The 26,972-nt window shown below is 51.0% G+C and carries 22 protein-coding genes and 1 other annotated feature; of the genes, 10 read left to right on the top strand and 12 right to left on the bottom strand.

The genetic code is table 11. The annotated features are described in order from the left end of the window. The first annotated feature begins 105 nt into the window (after positions 1 to 105). Positions 106 to 1,671, top strand: a complete 1,566-nt coding sequence (locus QQK89_RS09895) for a response regulator (protein WP_284238383.1) — start codon at positions 106 to 108, stop codon at positions 1,669 to 1,671. 17 nt (positions 1,672 to 1,688) lie between these two features. Further along, complete coding sequence (locus tag QQK89_RS09900; RefSeq protein ID WP_284238384.1) at positions 1,689 to 3,434, top strand: sensor histidine kinase; 1,746 nt, start codon at positions 1,689 to 1,691, stop codon at positions 3,432 to 3,434. Positions 3,435 to 3,685: 251 nt separating this feature from the next. Here QQK89_RS09900 and QQK89_RS09905 read toward each other — a convergent pair whose 3' ends face one another. Both QQK89_RS09905 and QQK89_RS09910 read right to left on the bottom strand, forming a co-directional pair. Next, on the bottom strand, positions 3,686 to 6,733 hold the full coding sequence (locus tag QQK89_RS09905) for a CBM35 domain-containing protein (protein ID WP_284238385.1): 3,048 nt from the start codon (positions 6,731 to 6,733) through the stop codon (positions 3,686 to 3,688). 185 nt (positions 6,734 to 6,918) lie between these two features. Next, complete coding sequence (locus QQK89_RS09910; protein WP_349816724.1) at positions 6,919 to 9,240, bottom strand: glycoside hydrolase family 95 protein; 2,322 nt, start codon at positions 9,238 to 9,240, stop codon at positions 6,919 to 6,921. Positions 9,241 to 9,397: 157 nt separating this feature from the next. Between QQK89_RS09910 and QQK89_RS09915 the strand changes: the two genes are divergently transcribed. After that, positions 9,398 to 10,264: an AraC family transcriptional regulator gene (locus QQK89_RS09915; RefSeq protein WP_284238387.1), complete on the top strand. Its 867-nt coding sequence runs from the start codon at positions 9,398 to 9,400 to the stop codon at positions 10,262 to 10,264. Positions 10,265 to 10,363: 99 nt separating this feature from the next. Here QQK89_RS09915 and rplT read toward each other — a convergent pair whose 3' ends face one another. From rplT to QQK89_RS09940, 5 genes are all read right to left on the bottom strand, one after another. Then, a complete protein-coding gene (gene rplT / locus QQK89_RS09920) occupies positions 10,364 to 10,723 on the bottom strand; it encodes a 50S ribosomal protein L20 (RefSeq protein ID WP_284238388.1) in 360 nt (119 codons plus the stop codon). A 54-nt stretch (positions 10,724 to 10,777) separates the two neighbouring features. Then, positions 10,778 to 10,978, bottom strand: a complete 201-nt coding sequence (gene rpmI, locus QQK89_RS09925; protein WP_015842912.1) for a 50S ribosomal protein L35 — start codon at positions 10,976 to 10,978, stop codon at positions 10,778 to 10,780. A gap of 20 nt (positions 10,979 to 10,998) precedes the next feature. Beyond that, the gene (gene infC / locus QQK89_RS09930; RefSeq protein WP_284238389.1) at positions 10,999 to 11,589 is read right to left on the bottom strand and encodes a translation initiation factor IF-3; all 591 of its coding nucleotides are present in this window, start codon (positions 11,587 to 11,589) and stop codon (positions 10,999 to 11,001) included. After that, positions 11,554 to 11,712, bottom strand: a sequence feature (ribosomal protein L20 leader region). Its footprint overlaps the gene before it by 36 nt. 78 nt (positions 11,713 to 11,790) lie before the next feature. Then, complete coding sequence (locus QQK89_RS09935) at positions 11,791 to 13,029, bottom strand: glycosyltransferase family 2 protein (RefSeq protein WP_284238390.1); 1,239 nt, start codon at positions 13,027 to 13,029, stop codon at positions 11,791 to 11,793. 350 nt (positions 13,030 to 13,379) lie between these two features. Then, the gene (locus tag QQK89_RS09940) at positions 13,380 to 14,555 is read right to left on the bottom strand and encodes a glycosyltransferase family 4 protein (RefSeq protein WP_284238391.1); all 1,176 of its coding nucleotides are present in this window, start codon (positions 14,553 to 14,555) and stop codon (positions 13,380 to 13,382) included. Positions 14,556 to 15,003: 448 nt separating this feature from the next. On the opposite strand from QQK89_RS09940, the gene QQK89_RS09945 reads away from it, so the two are divergent. Beyond that, a complete protein-coding gene (locus QQK89_RS09945) occupies positions 15,004 to 15,567 on the top strand; it encodes a phosphatase PAP2 family protein (RefSeq protein WP_284238392.1) in 564 nt (187 codons plus the stop codon). An 81-nt stretch (positions 15,568 to 15,648) separates the two neighbouring features. Here the strand turns inward: QQK89_RS09945 and trmB are convergent, their stop codons facing one another. Then, positions 15,649 to 16,410, bottom strand: coding sequence for a tRNA (guanosine(46)-N7)-methyltransferase TrmB (gene trmB / locus QQK89_RS09950; protein ID WP_284238393.1), 762 nt, complete (start codon positions 16,408 to 16,410; stop codon positions 15,649 to 15,651). A 152-nt stretch (positions 16,411 to 16,562) separates the two neighbouring features. Continuing rightward, positions 16,563 to 16,769, bottom strand: coding sequence for a hypothetical protein (locus QQK89_RS09955; RefSeq protein ID WP_284238394.1), 207 nt, complete (start codon positions 16,767 to 16,769; stop codon positions 16,563 to 16,565). A 296-nt stretch (positions 16,770 to 17,065) separates the two neighbouring features. On the opposite strand from QQK89_RS09955, the gene QQK89_RS09960 reads away from it, so the two are divergent. The 4 genes from QQK89_RS09960 to QQK89_RS09975 all read left to right on the top strand — a co-directional run bounded on the left by QQK89_RS09960 (position 17,066) and on the right by QQK89_RS09975 (position 21,040). Beyond that, complete coding sequence (locus tag QQK89_RS09960) at positions 17,066 to 18,031, top strand: TIGR01212 family radical SAM protein (RefSeq protein ID WP_284238395.1); 966 nt, start codon at positions 17,066 to 17,068, stop codon at positions 18,029 to 18,031. 1 nt (position 18,032) lies between these two features. After that, positions 18,033 to 18,611 carry a tRNA (mnm(5)s(2)U34)-methyltransferase gene (locus tag QQK89_RS09965; protein WP_284238396.1) on the top strand — a complete coding sequence of 193 codons (579 nt, stop codon included), beginning with the start codon at positions 18,033 to 18,035 and terminating at the stop codon, positions 18,609 to 18,611. 178 nt (positions 18,612 to 18,789) lie between these two features. Beyond that, on the top strand, positions 18,790 to 19,785 hold the full coding sequence (locus tag QQK89_RS09970) for an ROK family transcriptional regulator (protein WP_284238398.1): 996 nt from the start codon (positions 18,790 to 18,792) through the stop codon (positions 19,783 to 19,785). Positions 19,786 to 19,807: 22 nt separating this feature from the next. Then, the gene (locus QQK89_RS09975; protein WP_284238399.1) at positions 19,808 to 21,040 is read left to right on the top strand and encodes an MFS transporter; all 1,233 of its coding nucleotides are present in this window, start codon (positions 19,808 to 19,810) and stop codon (positions 21,038 to 21,040) included. 64 nt (positions 21,041 to 21,104) lie between these two features. On the opposite strand, the gene QQK89_RS09980 is transcribed toward QQK89_RS09975, so the two are convergent. The 3 genes from QQK89_RS09980 to QQK89_RS09990 all read right to left on the bottom strand — a co-directional run bounded on the left by QQK89_RS09980 (position 21,105) and on the right by QQK89_RS09990 (position 25,429). Further along, positions 21,105 to 21,785: a deoxynucleoside kinase gene (locus QQK89_RS09980; RefSeq protein WP_284238400.1), complete on the bottom strand. Its 681-nt coding sequence runs from the start codon at positions 21,783 to 21,785 to the stop codon at positions 21,105 to 21,107. 130 nt (positions 21,786 to 21,915) lie between these two features. Then, the gene (locus QQK89_RS09985) at positions 21,916 to 23,745 is read right to left on the bottom strand and encodes a B12-binding domain-containing radical SAM protein (protein WP_284238401.1); all 1,830 of its coding nucleotides are present in this window, start codon (positions 23,743 to 23,745) and stop codon (positions 21,916 to 21,918) included. A 136-nt stretch (positions 23,746 to 23,881) separates the two neighbouring features. Next, positions 23,882 to 25,429, bottom strand: a complete 1,548-nt coding sequence (locus tag QQK89_RS09990; RefSeq protein WP_284238402.1) for a stalk domain-containing protein — start codon at positions 25,427 to 25,429, stop codon at positions 23,882 to 23,884. Positions 25,430 to 25,658: 229 nt separating this feature from the next. On the opposite strand from QQK89_RS09990, the gene QQK89_RS09995 reads away from it, so the two are divergent. Both QQK89_RS09995 and QQK89_RS10000 read left to right on the top strand, forming a co-directional pair. Further along, positions 25,659 to 26,633, top strand: a complete 975-nt coding sequence (locus QQK89_RS09995; RefSeq protein ID WP_434481644.1) for an RluA family pseudouridine synthase — start codon at positions 25,659 to 25,661, stop codon at positions 26,631 to 26,633. Beyond that, positions 26,630 to 26,944: a DUF6509 family protein gene (locus QQK89_RS10000; RefSeq protein ID WP_434481645.1), complete on the top strand. Its 315-nt coding sequence runs from the start codon at positions 26,630 to 26,632 to the stop codon at positions 26,942 to 26,944. The genes QQK89_RS09995 and QQK89_RS10000 overlap by 4 nt, the downstream gene beginning before the upstream one ends. Positions 26,945 to 26,972: the final 28 nt, after the last annotated feature.

The following is a 26,972-nucleotide window of genomic DNA, read 5'->3' on the forward strand; positions in this document are numbered from 1 at the left end:
ATCCCACACACTTCTTCGCGCTCCATTGTTGAATTGCGGTATTGCCGTTAAACTAGTATCCATACCGATAATAAGTTCTATTTATTCAAGAGAGGCGATTTCGATATGTATACTGTGCTGCTCGTAGACGATGAAACGATCGAATTGGAGACGATGGAACATTACGTTCCTTGGGGACAAGCCGGCATCCAGGTCGTGGGAACGGCTCGTAACGGCAAAGAAGCTCTAACAAAGCTAACGGAGCTGAAGCCCGACATCGTTGTGACGGATGTACGCATGCCCATCATGGACGGTCTGGAATTTGGACGGCGCGCCAAACAAATTGACAAAAGCGTCAAAATTATTTACTTAAGCGGACATAACGAATTTCAATATATCAAATCCGCCCTTAATATCGAAGCCGCCGGATATTTGCTGAAACCGATCGACATGGAAGAGCTGCTAGCTCTGCTTGACAAAGTGAAAAAGAAATGCGAAGAGGAGCAGCAAGCTAATGAAGGCGGCGGATGGCGGCTCGAAAAGCTGCTGCTGAGAATCGTCAGGGAACCTTCCACGGAGAGGCGGATGGAGTGGATCAGCCAATGGGAAAACGGGGCTTCGGGCTTTCTTGCCCACCAAGCATTTGGAGCCGCTTACATGACGGTTGAACCTCCGGCCTTTCCCCTCTCGAATAGCAGTAGCTCGCTTTCCGCAGACGCCGCGGAAGCCGCGCGGGATCTATTGAAGAAAAGACTTGATGCGGGCATTGTGCTGGAGACCGGACCTAACACGCTTTTTATTCTATTCCAAGGCAAACCCCAGCAATGGGAAACGGCATACTGGGAGCTGCTGCGCGAGGAACTGCTTGCCGTTACGACGGAAGGAACGGGGATTGCGACCATCGGCCTCTCAGGGCCTTACATGGGATTTCATCTGTTGAAGGAAGCCTACGAGGAATCTCAGCGCTGCAATGAGGAGAAGCTGTACCGGCTCGCCGGCTCCGTCATTCGGAGCGGCAGCGGGGAAATTGCGAAGCAAGCCGATATCGATGTCGACGGAACTTCCGCTTCCCTAATCGCCGCCGTCCAGGCGGGCGATTCAGAGCGCGTCGGACAGGTACTAAGCGATTGGTTCTCCGGCATGCGCCAGGAGCGAGTCGAACGGAACTATGCCGTCCGGGCGGTTATCCAACTGCTCACCATGCTGGAGCAGCATTTCACCTCCCTGATGTTTGGTCCGCTTCGCGATCAACTGCTTGCCGACCACTGGAAGGAGTTGTCGTTGCTGCCGTCGATCGCTCATTTCCATGCATATACGCTTCGCTTCTGCACGGATCTGCTTAAGGCTGCCGCCGAACGCGACGTGGATCGCCATCAGTCCATAGCGGAGCAGATCATGAAGCTGATTGCCGAGCGTTATCATCAGACTCTTACCGTAGAGGATATCGCCAGAGAGGTATTTCTGTCTCCCAATTACGTGCGCACCATCTTTAAAGAGAAGACGGGTGAGACGATCCTTGATTACATCACACGGGTCCGGATGAATCACGCATCGGAGCTGCTGAAGGACCGTTCGTTAAAAGTACGCGAAATTGCCCATCATGTCGGCTATGAGAACGTCTCGTACTTCTGCTCGGTCTTCCAGAAACATAAAGGCAGTACCCCAAACGAATACCGTAAATTGCAACTTTAGGCTGGAGTGGTTTGTTTATGAAGAAGCTTGCCCAATGGCTGATAAATCCTTTTTACAATTTGCGCTTGCGAGAAAAGCTGTTTGTCATGTTTTTGCTCGGAGGCATTCTCCCTTTGCTCTTTTTCGTCCAATATTCTTATTCGACCATTCGCAGCGAGTTGTCGGCTCAGGTGGTGGCCAGCACCAAATCGACGGTTGCGCAGATCAACTCCAACTTGGAGAACAAACTTGATATTTATACGAAGCTGTCCGCGACCTTGTATTTGGATTCCACGATGCGGGCTTATCTGACCAACGACTATTCGAAGGATCCTTCCTTGTTTGTCGACGCTTATAAATATATCAACAACACCTTTGTTAACATGCTGACGACCAACCCGGATATTGATTCGATGACCATATTCATCAACAATGACACATTGCCCACCGACGGCATGTACATCAAATCCATGGATGAGAAGTTCCGCAGTTCTCTTGCCTACAAGTCGCTCAGCGGCAGTTACGGGGAGGTCCGGTTTATCACTTCTCCTTCCGAACCTGACAAACCCCCTATGTTTACGTTGTCGCGTCTATTGAATATAAGCAGCATGAATAATCCGTACGGCGTGTTAACGATCAACATTTTGGAGTCGGATATCTTTCGGCTGATGGAGAAGGAGTCGAGCGACAAAACCGTACTGATCCTCAATGAGGACGGTATCGTCATGTCATCGAGAGATAAAAGCCTTCTCAACAAAAGAATCGATTTGCCGGTACCGTTCCCGACCGAGCAAAGCGGCCAATTCGACAGCGCCTATAATGGCAAAAAAGTGCTTGTCGTCTACAACACGACCACATACGGCTGGAAAAGCGTCTCCCTTATTCCTTACAGCAGCTTCCTTGCCAAGGCAAGTCTAACGGCCAAACGAATACTCACCTATGCACTCATCAGCTTTGTCCTTATGGCGCTGCTTATCTATATAACCGCCCGTTTGTTTACCAAACGCATGGAAACGCTGGTAGGGATGATCCGCAGCATTGAAAAGGAAGATTTCGACCTGCAGGACATAAGGTCCCTTGGTCGGGATGAGATTGGCCAAATCGGCAATGCGTTAAGGCGAATGGGACAACGCTTAAGCAAGCTGATCTCCGACGTCTATATGAAAGAGATTGATAAACGCGAAGCGGAACTGAACGTGCTGCAGGCTCAGATTAACCCGCATTTCCTGTACAACTCGCTTGCTTCCATCTCGTCGCTGGCTATCCGTAACGAAGATCCTCGAATGAACAAGATGGTGACGGACCTGGCCAAGTTTTATCGGATCTCATTGAACAAAGGTAAAAACACGTTGTCCATTCACGAGGAAATTCAACTAACCCGCTATTACGTATCGATTCAGCAGGTACGGTTCGATAAGCTGCTTCGGGTGCATTACGACATCGATGAATCGGTATTGCCCTGCTTGATTTCGAAGCTGACCTTGCAGCCATTTGTGGAGAACTGTATCAATCACGCGATATGGGATCACGAGCATGGCATTAATATCGTTATCCGGGCTTATCGCGAGGGACAAGATATTTTACTCCAAGTGATTGATGACGGGATGGGCATGAGAATGGCCGGCGGCACAGATCTGCCCCAAAGCGAAGATAATCTGTCCGGCTACGGCGTGCGCAACGTCGATAACCGGATTAAGTTATTGTTTGGCGAGTCGTATGGGGTGTCGATATTTAGCCGGCTTGGAATTGGGACTAGCGTTACGGTTCGGATTCCCGGGAAGTGAGTGGCGTGGCGGTTAAAGAGCTGTCTGCGCAATTGAATGTTCTTCCGATCGCCATTGCTCGGGGATTCCTTGAACAACAATCCTAGCGGATTGGAATCCCCAGAGCAAAAGCGAACGTTTCACTTCTCCAGAACATTTAATTGCTCCGCCTGCATTTAACCTGCCGTCCCTCTTTCCAAAACTCCAAATATCGGAGAGGTGGGGCGAACAAAAGGCTGTGCTGGGATACAATACCCGGCACAGCCTTTTTGTTATTTCTTGATTTTCACTTTGTAGAGCTTGGATTGAGCGCCTTCAAGGCTCAATTGGAAGGAATCTTGGGCCTCAAGCTTGGAACCGGTCCAAGCGTCGGTAAGTTCAACCTTGGAAGTTGCGGTTACGCCAAATGCCCGCTTCAGATCCACCGTTTTAGTTACCGCATCGTTCGTATAGTTAAACACCGCCAGGTAGTAGTCCTGTTTGTTTTGCAGGACAAACACGTCTGCTGCGGCATTGCCCGTATTGCCTTCAACCGGACGGAAAGCTTCGCCGATCAGGGCAATGTCGTTAACGGTTTTGTTCGTAAGCAGCGACTTCATCAGCTTTTGCGTCTCAACGTTGCTGACGTCGTCGGAGTTCATATAGACCGTGCCGGAAATAGCCGCTGCGTTAACTCTTGTTTGCGCCGCGATGAACGAGCCGCCTTTGGCAAGCGTCACATAGTCGGGATCCGTGTACGAGTAGATTGTACCGTTTTGCCACCAGCCGTAAGTCAGGTTGTTCAGCTGATATTCGGTGCGGCCAAGCGAACCGTCCACGTCGCAGGAGATCCGTCTTGCGTGCGCGTATTGGCTAGGGAACAGCGGCGCGATGGAAGCGCTGATGAACATTTTGCCGCCCAGCGTCTTGTCAATATGCGCCATGCCCTCGTTGTAAGCTTGAATGCCGGTTTGCACGTTTGGATCATAATGTTTGCCCTCGAAGGAGCCATGGGACAAGAAGTCGATCTTAATGTACTCAAAGCCCTCTTCCAGGAATTTGTTGAATATATACTCGACGCGCTGCTGCGAGCCGGGATGCGTTGGGTCAATCGCGTACGCGCCGTCTACTTTAGGCAAAATGTTGCCATCCGCATCTCGAAGCACGATATCGCCATACGTGTATTTGCCGTTTGTCCCTTCTACCGGCTGCGACATATTGTCACCCCAGTATACAAACGGACCGTAGTAAATACCGGCTTTTTGCCCGTTCTTGCGAATGACCTTCACCGCGTCGCGAAGCTGCTGCTCCGTCAAGTTATCCCAATAGGAGTCCATATTGATATAGACGGTTCCTTTGTTAGAGAACGATTTCTGCAGGTTATCCTTGAAGAAATTCGACACGCTTACGACCTTGTCATAGCTAAGCGAGCTTTCGTAAGCGCCCCAGCTGTTCCAGCCGACCGGCACGCCGGAAGGTATGCCCTTCTCGAATTTGAGAGGTGGCGCTACCGCTGCATTAGCATCGCCGTAGTTCTCCAGACCGTCGCGGTAATCCGCATAATAGCCAATCGCAACCTGCGGAGAAGTGATCGTCTTGCCGGAAACTTTGCCATGCTGGATGCTGTCATGCGTCGAGGTAAGCGAAGTGAAACCTCCGTATACCTTCAGCTTATTCAGCTTGTCATTCGAGCCGCTCCAGTAGATGCCCGTTTTCCATACGTCATGCGTTACCGAACCGATAACTAGCCCGGCGCGGCTCGTATTATCATAGACGGCCGTCATCTCGGAGCTGATATAGTTGTTATTGTTGAGCGCCGTATTGATTGTACGGGCTTGATAACGAGACCAAGCATCGTTGTCATATGGCGTAATGAGGACGCGGTTGTCGCCATTGCTGCCAAGATCAACGCCGCCGCTCGCATTCACGACAAGCGGTGCCATATCGTTCGAGCTGATCACGTTGCTGCCAGCCACCTGCTGCGAAACAAGGAAATACGACTGATTATCGTACAATTGATAAATTTGCTTCATAACCGGCAGCCCCGCGCTACGGTTCTCCACCGTAATTCGGACGCCTTGGCCATGTCCGTCCTTTATCTTCTCCACATTTCCGAGCTTGAAGTTATGCTCGCTGTATTTGCGGCTGTCCAGCAGCTGGTCTTCCAGCTGAGCGCTGGCATACGCGCCTTTTACAAGCGTTTTGCCGTTCCAGGCAAATGCCGCAAGGCCCGATTCCGTATTGTAGGTAACGCTATAATTACGGGACACGAAGGTCGCTCCCTTATCATAGGCGGTCACTTTAATCGAACCGTATTTCTTCGAATCAATCGCTTTGCCGATCTGGCCGATGTTGTCCACCGGACCCGGATCTTCGCCGGAACCTTCCTTAGCCGCAAGCTCGATCTTGTCGATATCCGGCGACCAGCCGCCGTCATCGTTAAACGTGATTGTATTAGCTCCTGCTTTCAGTTCAACTTCAAGCTTGAATACTCCAACCGTATCCCAGTCTTCCGTTTTTGGCAGCGCATAATTATCCGATGGACCGTCATTAACGGCAATGGACACCGGACGCGGATCCCCTGAAATATAAGACACGCTAAGCGTATACACGCCAGCTTGCTCCGCTGTCACATCGCGGAATTGCAAGGTTGAACCGCCCCACAGGTTGCCCACCTTCTTGCCGCCCGAGCAGTCGGTTGCCGCACTGCAACCGCTGACGGATGCATTGCCCGTCAGAACGTTATTCGCAGCTTCAGCCTCGTATGCCGTGCCCGTACCCGGCTCGCCGGATCCGCCTTCGGACAAACGGAGCTCAATCCGGTCAATATCCGGAGAATAGCCGCCTTCGTCGTCCAGACGAATCGTGTTGCTTCCCGCCTTCAGCTCAAGCTCGAGCTCGTAGACGCCAAGCGTATTCCAATCGGTGGTCTTCGGCAGATCATAATGATCAATGGTCCCGCCGTTTACGCTGACGCCAATCGATCTCGGATCACCCGAAATATAATGGACCGTCATCGTATATACACCAGCCGCATCCACGGTTACTTCGTTAAAACCAAGCGATGAACCTCCCCACAGCCCTCCGACGATTTGACCGCCCGAGCAGGCCGTTAGCTCTGCGCAAGCTTTAATCTCTGCTTTGCCCGCCAGCGTATTAACCGCGGATTCCGCTTCGAAGGAATAACTGTCTGCAGCGGCTTCATCCGTTATAGACGTCACCTCCGCGCCAGCCGCCTCGGCCTCCTGCCCTGCAGGACCACCTGTCCATTGAACGAGCAATACCGCAACCAGCAAAAGAAACAATGATTTGCCGGCCCATGATCTAGCTTTCCTCTTCATTACTTCAAGCCTCCTATTCGCATCCATTAGTGTGAAGCGCTTTCAGATTGCCTTTTCAATGTAAGTTAGAGCGAAGGCTTGAACAATCCCAATATTTAACGAACTATACGACAAACCGCCAAAGTTTGAAGGAAAACCTATTTCTAGGCTCCTTCCCTTTGGCGGCTCAAGATAAATCTTAAATCTTATGCTATTGTTTCAACCTGAAGCAATATCAACTGGCGATTAAGCAGGTATCGTTTGCCCGATTCCATCTGCAGACGAATTTGCTCGCCTCCGTATTTGACGACAGTCTCCAAATCCGAATAAGCCGTTATCGCCGCTTCCGTCAAGCGGCCTTCTTCCCATGTTGCCGCGACCTCCGCATTGCCCTTTGCGCGCAGCCCGCGATAAGAACCGGTAGACCAATCTGCCGGCAACGCCGGCAACAGATGAATGGAACCCGCATGGCTTTGGAGCAGCATGTCCGCGATTGCCGCCGTACCGCCGAAATTGCCGTCAATGACAAAAATATTCGTCTCCGCGCCGGCGACACCGGGTTTGGAGTAAGACAATAGATTATCGAAGCATAGCTCGCCAATCAAATGCCGGACATGCTTCACCGCTTGATTGCCGTCATGAAGCCTCGAGAAACCAAGAGCAAACAAAGCTGCCGTAAATTCGATATCCTCCAGCTCATCCACGAGCATCCGTCCGAGCAGCGTTTGCCTCATCGCCGCGCTAAGTTCCGGAGTCTCCTCCGGCGTGATCTGATTCCCCGGATAGATCCCGTACATATGGGAGAAATGCCGGTGCTGCGGTTGCGCTTCTTCGTAGTCCTCCAGCCATTCCTGCAGTTGCCCGCGTTTACCGATCTGCAGCGGAGGCAGCAGGTCAATCGCTCCCTTCAGCCTCAGTTGCAGATCTTGATCCACGTCCTGCAGCTCCGCCGATTCCAGTACAAAGCCAAATAAATCGCGGACCAGCATTTGGTCCATCGTTGATCCCATGGACAGCTGCTGCTCTCCTTGCTCCGCTTGCCCCGGATAGAAGCTGTTCTCCGGCGAGGTCGACGGCCCAGTCACCAACCAGCCATACTTCGGATGAACCGTCATATAGTCCAGGAAGAAGAGTGCGGCTTCCTTCATGACCGGATAAGCTTGACGAGTTAAAAACTCCCGATCCTTGCTATATTCGTAATGCTCCTTCAAATGCGTCGCAATCCATAAGCCGCCCGTTACGTTCAGGCCCCATGATCTTCCCCAGCCCGGAGAGGCGAATCCCCAAGCATTGGAGAAGACATGCGCCACCCAGCCCTCGCATCCATAGAAGTCTTCCGCCGCCGCGCGGCCAGCATGGGAAAGCTTCTCGATATAATTCATAAGCGGAATATGGCATTCCGCCAGATTGCTAATCTCGGTCGGATAATAATTCATCTCCGTGTTGACGTCCAGATGATAATCGCAACTCCAAGCCATGGCGTTTGCTTCGCCGTCATTCCAGATGCCTTGCAGATGAAGCGGCAGACGGGAATCTTCGCGCGTACCGGCAATCGTCAAATAACGGCCGTACTGATAAAATAGCGCGATAAGCCCGTTATCCGCGGATTCTCCTGCCCGCAACCTGCGGATGCGCTCGTCTACGGGAAGCGAGCCGTAGTTCTCCGTTCCGCCAAGGTCAATATCCACGCGGCCAAACAGTTGCCGGTAATCCTCAATATGATCCTCGAGCAGCCGATCAAAACCTTTTGCTTCCGCCGCCTTCAGCCTCTCGCTGCTTTCGGCCTTCCAATCATCATGCCCGTGCCCGTAATCCGTCGCCGCCGCAAAATAAAGAACAACCTCATCCGCCTGCCGAATGACGATTTTGCCTGCATCGCCAACTACCTGCCCGCCTGTAACCGCCGCCTTCATTCCGCCTTCGCACCACACGCCGCAAGTGCCGTCGCTATGGATCGTTTCTGTCGCTTGCGTACGGAACTGGAGTTGACCCGGTGCGTCCGCCCAGGCATCAAACGTATTCGTTCTACCCTCTATGTGCAAAGTTAGCGATATGCTTCCCGCCCGGTCCCCTTTAATCCGGGAAACAAGCAGCCCATCCGCATGAGTCGCGAAAGTCTCTCTTCGAATAACAGCCCCCGTGGCACTACGGTATTTCACAGTCGCTACCGCGCGATTCAAATCCAATTCCCGGAACAGTTCGCTGCCTTCATCCTCATAACGGATATGAACATCGCATAAGGACAGGTTTGTTCCGAAATTGCCTTTAACCGGCTCCAATTGCTCGGCCGCCAGCTTATCTCCCGTTACATAATCACCGCCGAAAAAGGCTTCCCGCATCGCCTTCAGCTTATCCTTGGCATCGATTGATCCCCCAAACCGCTCCGGCTTGCCTGACCAGAACGTTACCTCCGTCATATTCCAAGTTTCATATGAGATGCCGCCATGAAGGACAGCCCCAAGCTGCCCGTTACCAAGCGGAAGTCCTTGCTTCCAACCCGATGCCGGCTGCGTATAAGTCATTTTCATCACAATCATCCTCTCCCTTGTTAACAAATTATCCGCTAAAGCATGGATAACCCTTTCACGAATTTCGCCATTATTGTAACATTGATCCTAACAAACGTATTTGTCCTCAAGTCCAATTAGTTGACGATTTGTCCGCTATTATAGAGGGGAGAGAGAAATGATGAGAAGCATAAGCGAAATGAAACCATATGTCGGGGATTCCATGCGATATTTGTACGTAGGGGGTTGGAATGAAAAGCTGCGCGTCTGCAGCGTATATGCATTCCATCTGTTTGTTGACGGTCCGGGAGAAATGGAAGTGAGCGGCAGACGGTACCCGATCGAGCGCGGAACCTTAATATTCCTACGTCCGGGCGAACCGCATGCCTTCCACATTACCGAAGACCGACCGCTATCCTCTTACAACCTGTATTGCGACATGTGGGAAGGCCCGCCGGCCTCCCTGAATCGGGTGTTTATCCATGCACCGGATTCTTTCGAGCTGGAGTCGCGCTCGCTGGAAGAACCATGCCCGGAGCTCGAATCGCTGCCCAGCTATTTCTCTTTGCAGCCCCATCCGTGGTTATTCGATGCCTTCGTTACGCTTGCCAAGCAATATGACAATGCCGGACACTACCGTACCGAGCTGGTAAATAGCCTGCTATATGCCTGGATGCTCAGCTGGTACAACGTCGTTCACACTCGCCAGCCAAGCGACTTCCGGATCCTGAAGCTGCTCGCGCACTTGAACGAGCATCCCGAAACACGGTCCCAAGTGGAGGAATGGGCGGAAATGTGCGGCCTCAAACGTTCCTATTTCCACTCCCTATTCCAGCGCGAGACCGGGTTCACCCCGCAGTTATACCGGCATAGACTGCTGATGAAACAAGCTGCCCAGCTGCTTGTCGAAACGGATTATTCCGTTACCGCTATTGCCGAACGACTTGGGTATACGTCCATTCATCCGTTCACCCGCCATTTTACGGCTTTCCATGGAACCAGCCCTCGCGCATACCGGCTTCATCCCTTGTCGGCCCGCACTTAAGCGCAGGCTTGTCTGCTTGTTCGTTAGGATACCCCATTCTGCATAAAAAAAGAGGTTGTCCTCAAAAGGGACAACCTCTTCTCTATATCACGCTTATTACTAAGCGTTGATTTTCGATTTTGCAACGCCAGCAAGGGAGTTGAACGAGTTGATGTCGTTAACAGCCAGATCAGCAAGCATTTTGCGGTTTACTTCGATACCAGCCAATTTCAGGCCGTGCATCAGTTTGTTGTAGGAAAGACCGTTCAAGCGAGCAGCCGCGTTAATACGAACGATCCACAGTCTGCGGAATTGACGTTTGTTTTGACGACGGTCACGGTATGCGTAAAGAAGCGATTTACCAACTTGCTCCTTTGCTGTTTTAAACAGACGGTGTTTCGAACCGAAATAACCTTTTGCTAGTTTAAGAATTCTTTTACGACGACGAGCGCGGACAAAACCGCCTTTGACTCTTGCCATGAGTGGAAACCTCCCGTAGGTTGAATTTTGATAAAGCTATTTGAACGATTGCTACTATTTCAGGTTAGCGAGACCTTGTTGAATACGACGAACGTCGCCAGCTGCCATCAGTGGTTGGCCAGCAAGAACACGTTTTTGACGACCGGATTTGTGGGAAAGCAAGTGATTTCTGTACGCTTTATAGCGTTTTACTTTACCAGTACCAGTAATTTTGAAGCGGTCTTTCAGACTGCTGTGTGTTTTCATTTTAGGCATGTCGATTATCCTCCCTTTATTTAACTATTGCTTTTTGGTGCCAAAATCATAATCATGCTCCGGCCTTCCAGCTTCGGTGCACGTTCTACGCTGCATATTTCGGCAACCTCTTGCGCCAGACGGTCCAGAATTTTCTGGCCGATGGCAGCATGGGCAATTTCCCGTCCGCGGAAGCGTACGGAAGCTTTAACTTTGTCGCCCTCGCCCAAGAATTTCACGACATTACGGTATTTCGTTTGGTAGTCATGCTCGTCGATGTTGGCACGGAACCAAACTTCCTTAAGGTCGACGATCTTCTGGTTTTTGCGTGCTTCTTTTTCTTTCTTCTGTTGCTCGTAACGGAATTTACCGTAGTCCATAATCCGGCAAACCGGCGGTTTAGCCGTTGGTGCGACATTCACCAGGTCCAAGCTCAGGTCAATTGCCATTTGCATAGCTTCACGGATCGATTTGATACCGATTTGCTCGCCTTCCGCGCCAACAAGTCGTACTTCTCTGGCCCGGATCTCATCGTTGATTTGATGTTCTCTGCTAATAACGTGCCACCTCCAGGATAGGATGTTTATGTGTTTGAGACAAAATAAAAAATGCGGGTTCGCACGAACCCGCATTGTTATAACCGTTCATTGGGCTTTCCTCATCGCTTGCAAAGAAGCAATTCGTTAAGCTAGTCAGTTATCGCGAACCAGTCGGCAAAACCGAAAGGTGAGAAGCGGGTGCTTCTGCTTGTGCAAATATGTTGTGTAACAACGTTACCGAGATACTATAACATAACGGATTTCTATGTGTCAACCCATTATATCACGCGAGCGTTACAGCTGTTTGCTTTGTACGTCCTCGAGCCGGATCACGCGCGTATGCTGCGTATGGCTCCATGTCTTGTTGTTTTGCGTGAAAAACGCATGAACCGTAATCGGCCACCAAGACAAAGTGAACAGAAGGAAAGTCGGGATCCGCAAATAAAGCTTCCAAGGCACCTTCGCCATATACATCGACAAAGGAATTTGGATAATGATATAAGCCATGTACGGAACGCTTAGCCATATCGGCAGCAGGTTGTATACCGATTCCACGTTGTTGCCGCCAAACAGAAGCACGTCGCCCCAGATGATCGCAGCGATGAAGAACCCGGCCAAATAGTTATATGCGTTAAATACGTACAGCGCTGCATCGATCTTTGTCCAGCTCCGATCTTTAATGCCCTGCCACAAAAGCGGCAGCATGTACTTGCGCGTAACGTCGAAATGTCCTTGCATCCAGCGCAGACGTTGACGTGCCGAAGCCTGGAACGTAATCGGCTTCTCGTCAAACACCTTCGCTTCGAAATTAAACTTTGGATAAATGCCCCGCTGAATACAGCGGACCGTAAATTCAAGGTCTTCTACGAGGCTTGTAGCGCCCCAGCCCATTTCCTTCAGTAGCGCGGCGTCAAAACACATGCCCGTGCCTCCGAGGAAGTTAGCCAGACGAAGATTTGTGCGCGGCAGCTGCCACAGGCGGTTACAGAACCAGTAGTTGATTGCGTTCGCCGAGCTGATCCACGAATCGTTCGGGTTTTTAGTATCCAGGTAACCTTGGATAACGCGGTGGCCATTAATCAAATCATTGTTCATGTACTGCAGGAAGTCCGTTGCCACAAGGTTGTCGGCATCAAAAATCGCAACGCCGTCGTAGCTCTTGGGCATCTTCCACAGTTCTTTCAGCATCCATTCCACGGCGAAGCCTTTGCCGCGTTGGCTCTTGTTATTGCGAACGCAGGCATAAACGCCATCGTAGCTGTTCACAATATCGACGGTGCCGTCCGTGCAGTTGTCGCAAATGACAAAAATATCAAACAGCTCGCGAGGATACTTCAGCTTGAGCAGGTTTTCGATTAGAGCTCCTACCACTTGCTCCTCGTTATGTGCCGCAACCAAAAGCGCAAACGTCTTTTGCGGCGGATGAGATACGTCTTCTTTCTTGCGGTGCCAGCCAAAACATGTCAAAAACAGTTGATACAAACCCAGCAATGCAAAAATGATCTGGAACACAAGCATAATCGTGTTGAACATTTTTCGGTACTGCCCCCTTGAGACCCCTTTTTAATTGCCTGTTCTAATCGCCTCTTACAGGCGCCGACAGGCTCTTTACTATCTTCTCTCTTGTGCTAACGCAAGCTCTTCTTTTTTTGTGTGCCGGCGATTCGCGAGACCTTTTTGATTTTCCACGGATTATTTATCTTTGTCAAAACCGCTATTTCCGCCCATTATCCGTTATCAGGCCATTAAAACGCTTGCATGGCAAGCATATGGTTGTATTACCTCCTTTTGCGTCCTGTCGCCCTTATTTTCATCCATTTCCTGAATTTTTAGCCCTTACGTCCAATATAGACGCAAATAGTTGATCCATTGTTCCCGGTACCTCACTCTGCTTTGTGACGAATGTGTGGCTGAACCGGAATCGAGAACCGTTCAAAGCTGGCAGCCAGTTTGTCGAAAATCGCATTCCACGATTGTTTCTGCGCATATACCCGTCCTTGCTCGGCAATCGCCCCGCGCAGGTCCGGATTGCTGTACAAGAGTCCCATCGCGTTAGCAAACGACCCCGGATCTTCCGGATTGCACAATAAACCCGTTACACCGTGCTGAACGGAATCCGTAACGCCGCCTTTGTCCGCGCATACAACCGGCGCGCCGCAGGACATCGCCTCCAGCACGACATTGCCAAACGTTTCGGTCGCCGACGGGAACAGGAACAGGTCGGCGGAAGCGTACCATTGCTGCAAATCCGGCATAGCCGTAAAGCCGAGAAACCGGGCATCGATCTCCTCGCGGCGGCACCGTTCCTTCAGCGCTTCCGAAGAAGGTCCGTCGCCGGCAATGACAAATATCGCATCCTCGCCTATATTTTGCCGAAATTTAGAGAAAGCATCTAGAGCGGTATCGACATTTTTCTCGGGAGCGAGCCTTCCAACATACAACACGACAAAGCGGTTGCCGTCGATTCCATGCTGGCGGAGCCATTCCTCCCGATTAACATTCGGATGAAAAGATTCGGTATCAATACCGCGGCTCCATACTTCAAGCCGGCTGTCATCCCAGCCTTTATCGAGCAGATCCTGATATGTGGAACGGGAAGGTACGTAAATGGAGCGGCAATCATGGTGAAACCATTCCATATATCTCCATAACAGCTTTGCCATCCATTGCAAATTGTAAAACGGCAAATATTGATCAAAATGGGTATGATAAGAAGCAACAAGCGGGATTTTTAGCTTGCGGGCATAATGAATGCCGCATAGCCCGAGGTTAAATGGAGTCGCCACGTGGATGATCGTTGGATTAAAATCTTTTAATGCCTTGCGGATATGAATCGGGTTAGGCAGCGCCAGACGGCACTCGGGATATAAGAAGAAAGGCAGGCTTGCGAAGCGCTCTACGCTGGAAGTTTTGCCGTTTTGCTTGCCGGATGCCGGATCTGGAGCCAATACGAGCACTTCCGCGCCCTGCCGCTTCAAATAGTTGGTCCAGCGGCCAAGCGTGCGTGCCACACCATTCACATCGGGTTCAAACGTGTCGGTAAATAGCGCAACTCTCATGAAGAACGCCTCCTAAAATGAATTGCCATACCAAAGGTAAAACATTAACCATTGCGGTAATTCATACTTCGTAAGCATTAACTTAATGAATTGCCATACCAAAGGTAAAACATTAACCATTGCGGTAATTCATACTTCGAAAGCACAGGCTTTATATGAAACCTTGATCGGCTCCATTCTACAGGAGGTCTGTTAGGGGATAATCAACATCATTTTAATACTTCGTTAATGTTTGGGGCGGATTCCCCGTCCTCTTCGTATAAACTTAAAACTTGTACAAGCTCATTAATTTAACCATAATAGTTAAATATCGATTATAATGTGTGTGGAAACTTCGAGGTAGATTTGCTCTGCAAATCTCAAGCGTATGCTTTCGAAGTAGATTTGTTCCACCGTGAGCAATGCTTTCGAAGCAGAAGTGTGAAACAAATCTTTTAGGAGGAAATAGATGAGAAGAATGATAGGTTGGTTACGAACCAGGGAATTGCAAATGATTCTATGGGCGAATCAGCGCCGATCGCAGAGCAGGCTTCACCGCTGGCTTGGGGTATGGCTCAGCACGGTGACTCATGTTGGTGGAGCATCCTTTACACTCATCAGCTCTTTCCTTGTTGCGATGTTTGCACAAAATCCTTGGAATACCGTGGGCTGGCAATGTTTTACTGCCGTATTTATAAGTCATCTGCCCGTGTACGTGGTAAAACGAAAATTAAAGAGGCTGCGCCCATACCAGGCATTAAACGGGGTGAACACGGGAAAAAAACCGCTCGTTGACTCTTCCTTCCCTTCCGGGCATACAACAGCCATTTTTGCATATGTGGTTCCCATTATCGGGGCCAGCGGAATTTGGTTCCCGGTCGTTATGCCCATTGCGGCATTGCTCGCGCTTTCGGTTGCATGGTCCCGCATGTACCTGGGACTCCATTATCCATCCGATGTTGCCGCGGGCGCGCTTGTCGGGACGCTAACGGCGTTAACGGTAGAATACAGCTGGACTCTTACCTTGTTTTAGTTCTCATTGAAAAAGGGCCGTTCCCTTAGCCTCCAATCGGCTACACGGGAACGGCCCTTTTTATGTTAAGGCCTGCATGGCTTATTCGTCGGACTCATCGTCCTGATTGGATGCTTCCGCTTCCGCTTCTTCGCGGCGGGAGTTCTCCAGCTTGCTTTCGCGGTATTCGCGCAGCGCCGCTTCCCCGATAACCGCTTCAAGGCGGAAGATCGGTTGGCCTTTTTCCATGAATTTCATCTCGTATTCGGTAAACACAAGATCCTCGCGAGGACCGTTTTTGTGAAGATTAAGCGAAATATTGCGCAGCTGCAGCTCCACTTCCGCGAAGCTGTTAAGCGAGAATTCGAACAAAGATTCCGAATCGGTCTTGAAATGAATTTCTCCGCGGTCGCTCAGCAGCTGCGCATATTTCCGCAAGAAGCGCGGATGCGTCAGGCGGCGGCGGGCATGTTTGCTTTTTGGCCAAGGATCGCTGAAGTTCAAATAAATCCGCTCGATCTCTCCCGGCTCAAACATGTCTTCGATGTGCTCGATATTGGCGCGAAGCAAAGCCAGGTTCGGGGGCGATTCCACGCCGTTTTCCTCCCAGATCGTGCGCGCTTTATCGCTCGCGCGGCGGATCAACTCATCGTACATGTCTACGCCAATGTAGTTGTTATCCGGATTACGGAAGCTTTGATTGCTAATAAAACGGCCTTTTCCCATGCCAAGCTCCACGTGAATCGGCTTATCGTTGCCAAAAAACTCGCGCCATTTGCCCTTAAGCGGCTTGGCATCCAATACGACTAAATCCGGTTGAGCCTCAATCGACTCGCGGATTCCTTTTCTTCCTCTTAAACGCATCTTGTACTGGTCCTCCTACAAATTAAGCTAGTCCTTATTGTGCCCAAGTTGAAGCGCCTTGTAAAGATGCTATTCAAAAAGAAAAAGCCCTGAACGATTGTTGAGAATCGCCAAGGCTTCAGGTTTGTATGCGTATGTTCGTTGCAAAACGATTATACAAGCAGTTGATAATCAATTGGGCCTTCAGCTTGAATATCGCGGCAAGTACTCTCAATCACTTGATTAAGTTTCTTGCGAGCGGATATTTCAATATGATGGTTGTTGTGGAACCGAATTCCTGAAAGCGCCATCAATTCTTTCACCGTTAATTCAATCGTTACTTTCTCATCACCATGCGGAATTCTCGCTTGCACTGTCATTAAGATCACCTCATCGATTTTTTTATTACAGCATTTCCAGTTTATCGACGTTTTATGACGATCATTACGAATTAAGCATGTAAGGTTATTTCATTGATTTGTCGCACTTTTAATATAACAGATGATGTTAGGTATTGCAAGCCCAATTCCCTCGTATCGCAAAATTATTTCCAGTTGATTTTTACGGCTGCAAGCGGATGGTCAATCGTCTCATTTGCAAATCCCGAATAGCATTTCCCCCCTGTTTCCGATAAAATGAAACATGCAATTCTTATCCGCTTAATAAGGAGAACGGCATGAACAGTAACGGTTTGCCACTAACGCCCGAAGAGCCAAAGCTATGGGGCGACAAGAGATTTCATACATGGAACTACGAGATGCGGGAGCAGCTTGGAGGAAAAGTGTTCAAGGTGACGCTGGATGCGGGCTTTACCTGCCCGAACCGGGACGGCTCCCTCGCCAAAGGCGGCTGCACCTTCTGCAGCGCTAGGGGATCCGGCGATTTTGCCGGCAGCCGGCGGGATGACCTGGTCACGCAATTTAACAAAATCCGCGACCGCCAGCATCAGAAATGGCCGGAAGCGAATTATATCGGCTACTTCCAGGCTTACACGAATACGTATGCCCCGGTAGAGGAGCTTCGGGAATATTATGAGGTTATTTTGCAGCAACCGGGGGTTGTGGGGCTCTCGATCGCTACCCGGCCGGATTGCTTGCCTGACGATGTCGTCGATTATTTGGCCGAGCTGAACGAGAGGACTTACCTGTGGGTGGAGATGGGCTTGCAGACGATCCACGAATCCACCTCGGAGCTCATCAACCGGGCTCACGATACGGCTTGTTATCTGGATGCCGTGCGCCGCCTCCGCGAGCGGGGCATCCGTGTCTGCGCGCATATTATTTACGGCCTGCCGCAGGAGTCGCATGAAATGATGCTCGAGACGGGCCGCGCGGTGGCCGCCATGGACGTGCAAGGCATCAAAATCCACCTGCTTCATCTCATGCGCAAGACGCCGATGGTGAAGCAGTACGAAGCCGGACTGCTCCGCTTCCTCGAACTGGACGAATATGTGAAGCTGATCGTCGACACGCTGGAATTTCTCCCGCCGGAGATGATCATTCATAGGCTTACCGGCGATGCCCCCAAGGATCTGCTCATCGGTCCGATGTGGAGCATGCAGAAATGGGTTGTCCTGAACGCCATCGATGCCGAGCTGAAACGACGCAATACATGGCAGGGCAAACTCTGGGGGGCGGTGTAAAATGGGCTTTTTATCGATTCTTAGCATGGCGCATCAATGGATCGCCGAACGTGTACAGCCAGGCGATGCGGTTATCGACGCAACCGCCGGCGGCGGCGTGGACACGCTGAAGCTTGCCGAGCTTGTTGGGCCGCGCGGCATCGTGCATGCCTTTGACATTCAGCAGGATGCGCTGGACCGTACCGCGGAGCGCCTCCGCTCTTATGAGCGGCAGGACAAGCTTCCGGAAGTGAAGCTGCATCTGGTCAGCCATGCGTTAATGGCGGAGGCCGTTGGTTCCTCCGCGGTAGGCCATGTTGCAGCCGTGATGTTCAATCTCGGCTATTTGCCGGGCGGCGACGAGTCGGTCATCACCGTGCCGACAACGACGGTCGCCGCCCTGGACGCGGCGCTGGCGCTGCTGCGCCGCGGCGGTATTGTGACTGTCGCGCTGTACCCGGGGCACCCGGGCGGCGCGGAAGAAGCGGCGATTGTCGCGGACTGGGCAGCGAAGCTGCCCGGGGCTTTGTATGCGGCGGTGCTATACCGCCAGCCGCAGAGAGACACCGCACCGTATTTGGTGGCGGTGGAGAAGAGGTGAAGCTGCCGCAGCTTCGCCTCTTTTTCTTTTCACTCATTTCTACACTTTCTTAGACCTGCAACCAACGTAAATCATTTTCTTGCGCCAAACCTATTGCCGCGAACAATCTTTTTTGATACGATCATACCAACTTATTAAAGATGTTTAATAAGTCTCAGTAGAGGAGTTGAACATAACCGTGAGTGATTTGCTCGCCACACCCAAAGAGATGAAGAATGTCATCCTGCATGGCTTGCGCTCCGCCCTGCTTACGCTAGGAAGCGCTACGAAAGCGGAACTTAGCCAGAAGCTTGGCATCAGCTTTCCGACCATTAGCAAGTTTCTGGCGCAGATGGAAGCGGCGGGAGAGTTGCTCACCGTAGGGCTTGATGATTCGAGCGGCGGCAGAAGAGCGCAGCGATACGCGTACAACCCGGAGTTTATGCTGGGGCTTGCGATCTTTTTCGAGACAACGGATCTGAGTTACACGATCTTTAATTGCATAGGGGAAATCAAGGAGCAAGGCACCACTTCATTAATTAACGACGTTCCCAGCCTTACACGGCAGATCAGCCAACTGATCGAGATTCATCCCAAGATTAGCTCCATCGCAATTGGCGTGCCGGGTGCCGTTAACAATAACGGAGTGCTGATTCATATCCCGGATTATCCGAGCTTCGAACATATCAATCTGAAGCAGCTTCTGGAAGAGCAATTTTCCCTTCCTGTCGTCGTCGAGAACGACATGAACGCAGCTGTGCTGGGCTATTACAAAAACGGCGGAAATCAAGACAATCCGTCGCTTGTTTACTTATACTTCGGGCAAAACGGTCCCGGTTCCGGCATTATGATCAACGGGGATGTCGTACGGGGAAACACCTTCTTCTCGGGCGAGGTTTCCTTTGTCCCGCAATACGATCATGCTAATTTCCATCAGGCGCTGAAGAACGATAACAGCAAACTGGATGCCATCAGCCGGCTTGTTGCAACATTTGCGGCGATAATTAACCCGCGGACGATTATTTTTAACGAAGCAGAAGTTACGGCATCTATTCTGGAACGGGTTGCGGAGCATAGCGCAGCTTATATTCCGAAGCAGCATCTCCCGCAGCTAACCGCAAGCGACCTGAAGGCGGACTATCTGAACGGCCTGCAAAGCCTGGGGCTTGATCTGATGATATCCGCTTCCTCATAAATATAAGAAAAGGTGAAATCTCATGGCGACTTTCTTTTTGATCATTATTTATCTAGCCTTTATCAGCCTTGGCCTGCCCGATTCCTTGCTTGGAACCGCGTGGCCGGTTATGGGGCCGGAATTTCATGCCCCTCTAGGTACAGCAGGCGTGCTCTATATGACGATAGCGGCGGGTACGATCGTATCCAGCCTTGCTAGCGGAAAAATTCTAAGCCGCTTTGGCACGGGCAGAGTTACGCTGTTCAGCTGTATCATGACGGCAGCGGCATTGCTTGGCTATTCGACTTCCCCGTCCTTGATCTGGCTGCTCTTCTGCGCCATCCCGCTAGGTCTTGGCGCCGGCGCGGTTGATGCCGGACTCAACAACTATGTTGCCGCGCATTATAAAGCGCATCATATGAGCTGGCTGCACTGCTTCTGGGGCGTAGGCGCAACGTTAGGTCCTATCATTATGGCCCAGTTCATTACGAACAACGCCTGGAGATACGGCTATATGACCGTTGCTGCGATTCAGTGCCTGCTTGTCGTAATCTTATTCTTTACCCTCCCGTTATGGGATCGCGTGGCCAAAGTCCATAAGTCTTCCTCCCCATCCGAAGAGGAGCTTGCCGTTCAAGAACCGGAAGAAGAAGAGACGACGGGGCATCCTCTCAAAATCAGAGGCATCAAGCTCGCCTTGGTCTCCTTCCTTCTGTACTGCGGCATCGAAGCAGCGGTAGGCTTATGGGGGAGCAGCTTCCTCGTGGACAGCAAACATATATCCGCGGGAACGGCAGCCGCATGGGTGTCCCTTTATTACGCCGGCATCACGGCGGGACGGTTTATTACGGGCTTTATCACGTTTAAAGTAAGCAACCGCAACCTGATTCGCGGCGGTCAGCTGGTTGCCCTTGCCGGCGCTTTGCTGCTCATCCTTCCGCTCCCGGACGGCTATTCTCTCGCCGGGTTAATTATTATCGGACTAGGCCTTGCGCCTATCTATCCCTGCATGCTTCACGAAACGCCGGTGCGATTCGGGAAAAAGCATTCCCAGTCCATTATGGGTTATCAAATGGCCGTCGCTTATACGGGCAGCACGCTTATGCCTCCGCTTCTCGGGCTGCTGGCTTCAACGATTTCCATCGGTATTTTCCCGGTCTATATCGTATTGTGCGCAGCTGCCATGTTCCTGTTCTCCGAGCGCTTGAACAGGTTCCTGACACTGAAACAGCCAAAGCTGCACGCGTCTCAAGCTAAGATCAGCTCAAACAGCTAACAAAAACACCTCCAAAGCCGTCCCTGAAACGGGCAATAACTTTGGAGGTGTTTTGATTATCTATTTATATTCGTCCGGCTGCCGCGGCCGCTTCCTCTCTCGCGAGGCGCGATGCCGAAATCGCATGGCCGATTTGCGCAATAATGCCGTCCAAGGAGGACGGGTCATTGGCATCATATTCGTCGATGTTGAGTCTCAGCACCGGACAAGCGTTAAACCCGCTGATCCAGGCCGCATAACGTTCGTGCATCCGTTCCCAATAAGCACGGTCCGTCTGAATTTCCATTTCGCGTCCGCGCGCTTCAATCCGGCTCAGGATGGACGGCAAGCTGCCCTCCAAATAAATGAGCACATCCGGATGCGGAAAATACGGCGTCATCACCATCGCTTCGAACAAGCTGGTATACGTCTCGTAATCGGTTGCGGTCATCGTGCCTTGATCCGCATGCATTCTCGCAAAGATGCCCGTATCTTCGTAGATGGAGCGGTCCTGTACAAAACCTCCGCCCGCTTCATGAATCGCCTTCTGCTCCTTAAAGCGCTCGGCCAAAAAATAAATTTGCAGATGAAAGCTCCACCGCTCGAAATCGTGGTAAAACTTCTCCAAATACGGATTTTGCTCAACCTGCTCGAGCGAAGTCCGAAAGCCAAGACGCCGGGCCAAAGCGGAGGTTAATGTCGATTTGCCGACGCCAACCGTCCCTGCGATCGTAATCAGCGCGTCGGAAGGAATACAATGTTCCATGTACGATAGCTCCTTTACTCAATAAAAACATTCCACATAGCTTCCTATTGTACCATATGAAAACTTTAGAGCAACGGATTTATTTGTAAATAAAGGACCGCCTCAATAGGCGGCCCCAACATTGGATCTATTACAAACCTGAAGCAGGTAAAGCTGCTTCGCTGATCTTCAACATATACGGTTTAGGCGTTGGTTTCGCCTGGCGTTCGCCGCCGCCAAGCGCATACAACACGGCAAGCAGCGTATGCGAATGTTTATCGATCTCTCCCGTAGCCAGATAATGCTCCAGGTCAAACGGAAGCATCTCGATCACGGTATGCTTGTGGAGCTCCTTCTCGTTCAGGCGAAGAGCGGCAAACCCTTCCGAGACTTCCTCCGGATGCTCGACCAGATGCCGCATCCAGCCTCCCCATACCGCTTTGTCCATCGTGAACTCCCACCAGGTTTTGCGCGGCTTATAGTTATGGTTCAGGAAGTAATCGTACTTCATGAGACCAAGAACAATCTCAAGATCCAGCTTATCCGCTTCTTCGGAAGCTGCCCCGGCTTTGTAATCCGACAGGAACGCCCATAACCGGGAGAACAAATCCTCGAGCTGATGGCCGATCTTCTGCCAACCTCTCTCTTCCCAGAAATCGCCGAACAATTGAAAGAAATCAAATGGAGAAGGGAACACCTCTTTCACCAGATAACCCAACGTGCGGTCCATCCGGTGCGCGTTCCAATATTTCTCCAGCACGTCCTCCACCCGTTTGATGCGCACGATATCGCCAAACGGCATCAAATCGTTGCCGAGCATTTCGTAAGGAGCATGGTCCATATAGAGGTAGCCCCACTTGTCGGCATCCCGCCGCAATCCCGTTCCGCGAAGCATTTTCAAGAAACCTAACTGCAGCTCCTCCGGTCCAAGCTCGAACACATCGTTAAACGTGCCGCGGAACGTATCGTAATTCTCAAGCGGCAGGCCGGCGATCAAATCCAGATGCTGGTCGATCTTGCCCGACTCCTTCACCTTCGTAACGGTCCGGACAAGCTTCTTCCAGTTCTGACGGCGCTGCACCGCTTCATTGGTTGGATCATTCGTCGACTGGACGCCAATCTCGAAGCGGAAAACGCCCGGCGGCGCATGCTCAGCCAAATAATCCAGCACTTCCGGACGCATAATGTCCGCCGTAATCTCGAACTGGAACACGCAGCCACGATGATTCTCGATCAGAAATTTAAACATCTCAAGCGCATAATCCCGCTTAATATTAAACGTCCGGTCCACAAACTTGATCAGCTTCGCGCCGGAATCGATCAAATACGTAATATCCGCTTTCGTCCGCTCCATGTCGAAGTAACGGACACCAACCTCGATACTCGACAGACAGAACTGACAGCTGAACGGACAGCCGCGGCTTGTCTCGAAATAGACAACCCGGCTGCCCAGATGCGGAAGATCTTCCTGGAACCGGTGCGGCGAAGGCAACGTAGCGAGGTCCAGCTTCGGTCGGCCCGGATTAAGAAGAATTTCCGCATGGTCCTCCCGCTGCTTGCGGTAAGCTACCCCAAATACCATATGGTATTTGCCCGCGCCTTCGATTTCCGTCAGCAAATGGTGGAAAGTCTCTTCCCCTTCTCCCACCACGATAAAATCGACCTCCGGAATCCGCTCCATCCAATATTCCGTATCATAGCTGACTTCCGGTCCGCCTAGAACGATTTTGATCTCCGGCATAATTTTGCGAAGCATATTAATGACGGTAATGGTCTCATTGATATTCCAAATGTAGCAGGAGAAGCCCACGACATCCGGCTTACGCGAAAAAATATCCGATACGATGTTCATCGCCGGATCTTTAATGGTATATTCGGCAATTTCCATATCAAATTGCTCGCCGCTATACGCCTTCAGACAGCGCAGGGCAAGCGAAGTATGAATAAATTTGGCATTAAGCGTTGATAACACAACTTTCATCACGGTACCTCTTTCTGCTCTTATGCAAGCTGACTACTATTGTACCGAAAACATAAGTAAAAAAGAAGAGGCTCGCCGCAAGGGGATATTCCCCAAGTCGGCAAGCCTCATCATGAACGATATAAAAGATATGGAATTAGGCCCTCATGTTAATAAAAAGCTGATCTTTGAATTGAGCATCCAAAATCGGGAAACGAACTTCCCATTTCCCGTCGCCAAGCGCCTTCACTTCGCTGGAATCGAAGCCGCGCGGCTCAAAACCGAATACACGGTCGTAATAGATTTGGAATTGGATCTTCTCGTCAGGCAGCATGCGGTGAAGCTCATTGGCCAAATTAATGGACCAGGTGCGAAGCTCCTCTTTTTCCTGTCCGCCGTAATACGTGTAGAATACGGGATCCATATCCGTCGTGATAACGAGCCAACCTTGGGAATCGCGCGCAACCTTCCAGTTGCTCATCTCCGCGATACCTTCTTCCGTGGAGAATTCGCCAAATTGCTTTTTCAGCAAAGCCGCAATGTCGTCATTAGACTTGCCTACAAGCGTTGCCGGAAGAGTAGGATCAAGGAATTTCACGTTAGCTGCAGGTTTCTCGGGAAGATCGTCCATCAGAATCGCGCCATACAGCGACGAGACGGCAAAGTTCAGGTCCGCTTGCGAAGTCAAGCCCCTCGACGTAATGCCGATTAGTTCCCCGTACTCATCGAACAGCGCCCCGCCGGAACTGCCATGGTCGATAGGAGCACTGGTCTGGATATAACGGGTATTGCCTATGTATACGACGCCGCTGACTAATCCGTCAGACACCGTATTCTGAAGACCAAGCGGACTGCCGATCGCTACCACCTTATCGCCTTTGCTTACGCTCAGACTGCCGTAGCCAAGCTCAACCGGCGTTGCGCCAATCGAACGGTCTGTCTGGATAATGGCCAGATCATTGTCTTCACTATAAGCGGCTACGCCGGATACCTTGATCTCTTTGTTGTCGACGGTAACGACTGTAGCCGAGGAAGCATCCTGCATGACGTGGTAATTCGTCAGGATATAACGGTCCCCGATGACCACACCGCTGCCCAGGCCAAGATTCGTCGTAATCGTTACGACGCTGTCGTCATACTTCTCAACGATTTGCTGCGGCGTATATTTCGGACGGTTTTTCAGTTCCTCCTGGAGCTGCTCATATTCTTTCTCGTATTCATATTCTTCTGTCGTAATCCGTACGGCTTGCTTTGCGTTATCCCATTTCACCGTTCCGCCAAGCGATTCCGCTACAAAACGGGCAGGCACAAACGTTGTATTGCTCTTAATCTCCGGCGCCGCATCCAGCTTCACGGACTTGCCGTTAATAAGCGCAACCTTGTTGCCGATCGTCAGCGTAATGGAGGTGCTGTCCTTCCGCACAATAATCGTCTGCGCTTTCGCTTCCCAAGTTACCGAAGCATCTAACGCTTTGAACAACTCGCGCATCGGCACGTAAGTTACGCCGTTTTTCGTATAAGGGGCTTTCGAGAGCGAAAGCTTCTGATCATCGACGTATACGCTGATCGTTGAAGTTTTTGCTACGGCAGCCAATTTGGCCGGAACAGCTGCGGCTGCGGCGTGCTGAGGCGTAGCCAGCGGCGACAGCAACAGGCTTGCTGCAAGCAGCGGACTTAGTAGAGTAAAGGCTAATTTTCTTTTCACGATTGCTATTTCCCCCAAATTCTTACTGTACTACCAGTAATAAAGATAGATCTAATTATCGTACCACTATCTGCCTGCGTTTGTCTATGAAAATGGTTTCATAGGGATATACTGCTAATGTTGATTATATCGGCCCAACATGAACGGAATATGAAGTCTTCTGTGTAGAATTTGCAAAGCCGGTCATGGTATAGTGATTGCAGTCAAGCTTGAACTTGGAGGAACTGAAGTGAAGTCAAAAAAACAACAATCCCATAACCCGGCGAAAAAAAGCGCAAGCCCGGCAAAAAGCACTCCGGCTACGCCTAACAAGTCTTTTGCCGTGACGGAAGCGTCCGAGCTGCTCGCCTTTTTGCTCGCGCATTTGAACCAAGGGCGCAATTCGGTCAAATCGCTGCTGGCGCATGGACAAGTATATGTCAACGACAAAGTGGAGACGAAATATAATTACCCGCTTCAGCCGGGACAAACGGTTGCGATTCGCAAAGAACGCGAGAAAGAACAGCTCCCTCTCGTCGGACTTAAGATTCTGCATGAAGACGATGATGTGATCGTGGCGAGCAAAGAGGCAGGACTCCTTACCATCGCTTCGGACAAGGAAACCGATTTGACCGCCTACCGCCAACTAATGGCGCATGTTCGCGAGGCCGACCCGAAGAACCGGATATTTATCGTACACCGCCTCGACCGGGATACATCCGGCGTGCTTATGTTCGCAAAGAGCGAAGCCGTGCAGCAGAAGCTGCAGGAGCAATGGCAAACCATCGTCAAGGAACGTTCGTACGTGGCGCTTGTCGAAGGCACGGTTAAACGGACAGAAGGCACCATAACCTCCTGGCTGAAAGAAACTAAGACGCTCAAGATGTATTCGAGCTCTTATCCGAACGACGGCCAACACGCCGTTACCCACTATAAGCTGCTGCAAGCGGGCAAAGCTTTTTCGCTTGTCGAGGTTCATTTGGAAACCGGCCGCAAAAACCAGATCCGCGTTCATATGCAGGATATCGGGCACCCTATCGCAGGAGATAAGAAATACGGCTCGAGCACGAAGCCAATTGGCCGTCTCGGCCTGCACGCCCGTATTCTTAGCTTCGAGCATCCCGTTACGGGAGAGCTGCTAAAGTTCGATACCGGCATTCCGAAGCTGTTCTACAATCCGCTCAAGAATGAATCAACAACCCCAGATCGAAGAAGCAAAGGATGATTATGATGTTGCTTGAGATTACAGGCTATAGCGTAGAATTTATTAAAGACCCGTTTGGCATCTTGACCGGACGCCGTTACGAATTCCTGATTGATATCGATCTGGACGAAGAAGACGAGCTTTATTCAAGCAACGGCGTTTATATTCGTGCCGTATTTAGCGAAGAGGAAGGCGGCGGCCGTCTCATCAAACATGAGCTGATTGAACGGGTAACGGACAAGCTGCTCGAATTCGGGCTTGAAGAAGACGAAGAGCAGGAGCTGCTTGCTTTCTGCAAGGAGCATTACAAAGAAGCGGATGAATATAAATAGGAAAGAGGCTGACCCCGTCGCCAAGACG

It is taken from the genome of Paenibacillus glycanilyticus (assembly GCF_030161375.1).
Taxonomy (GTDB): Bacteria; Bacillota; Bacilli; order Paenibacillales; family Paenibacillaceae; genus Pristimantibacillus; species Pristimantibacillus glycanilyticus_B.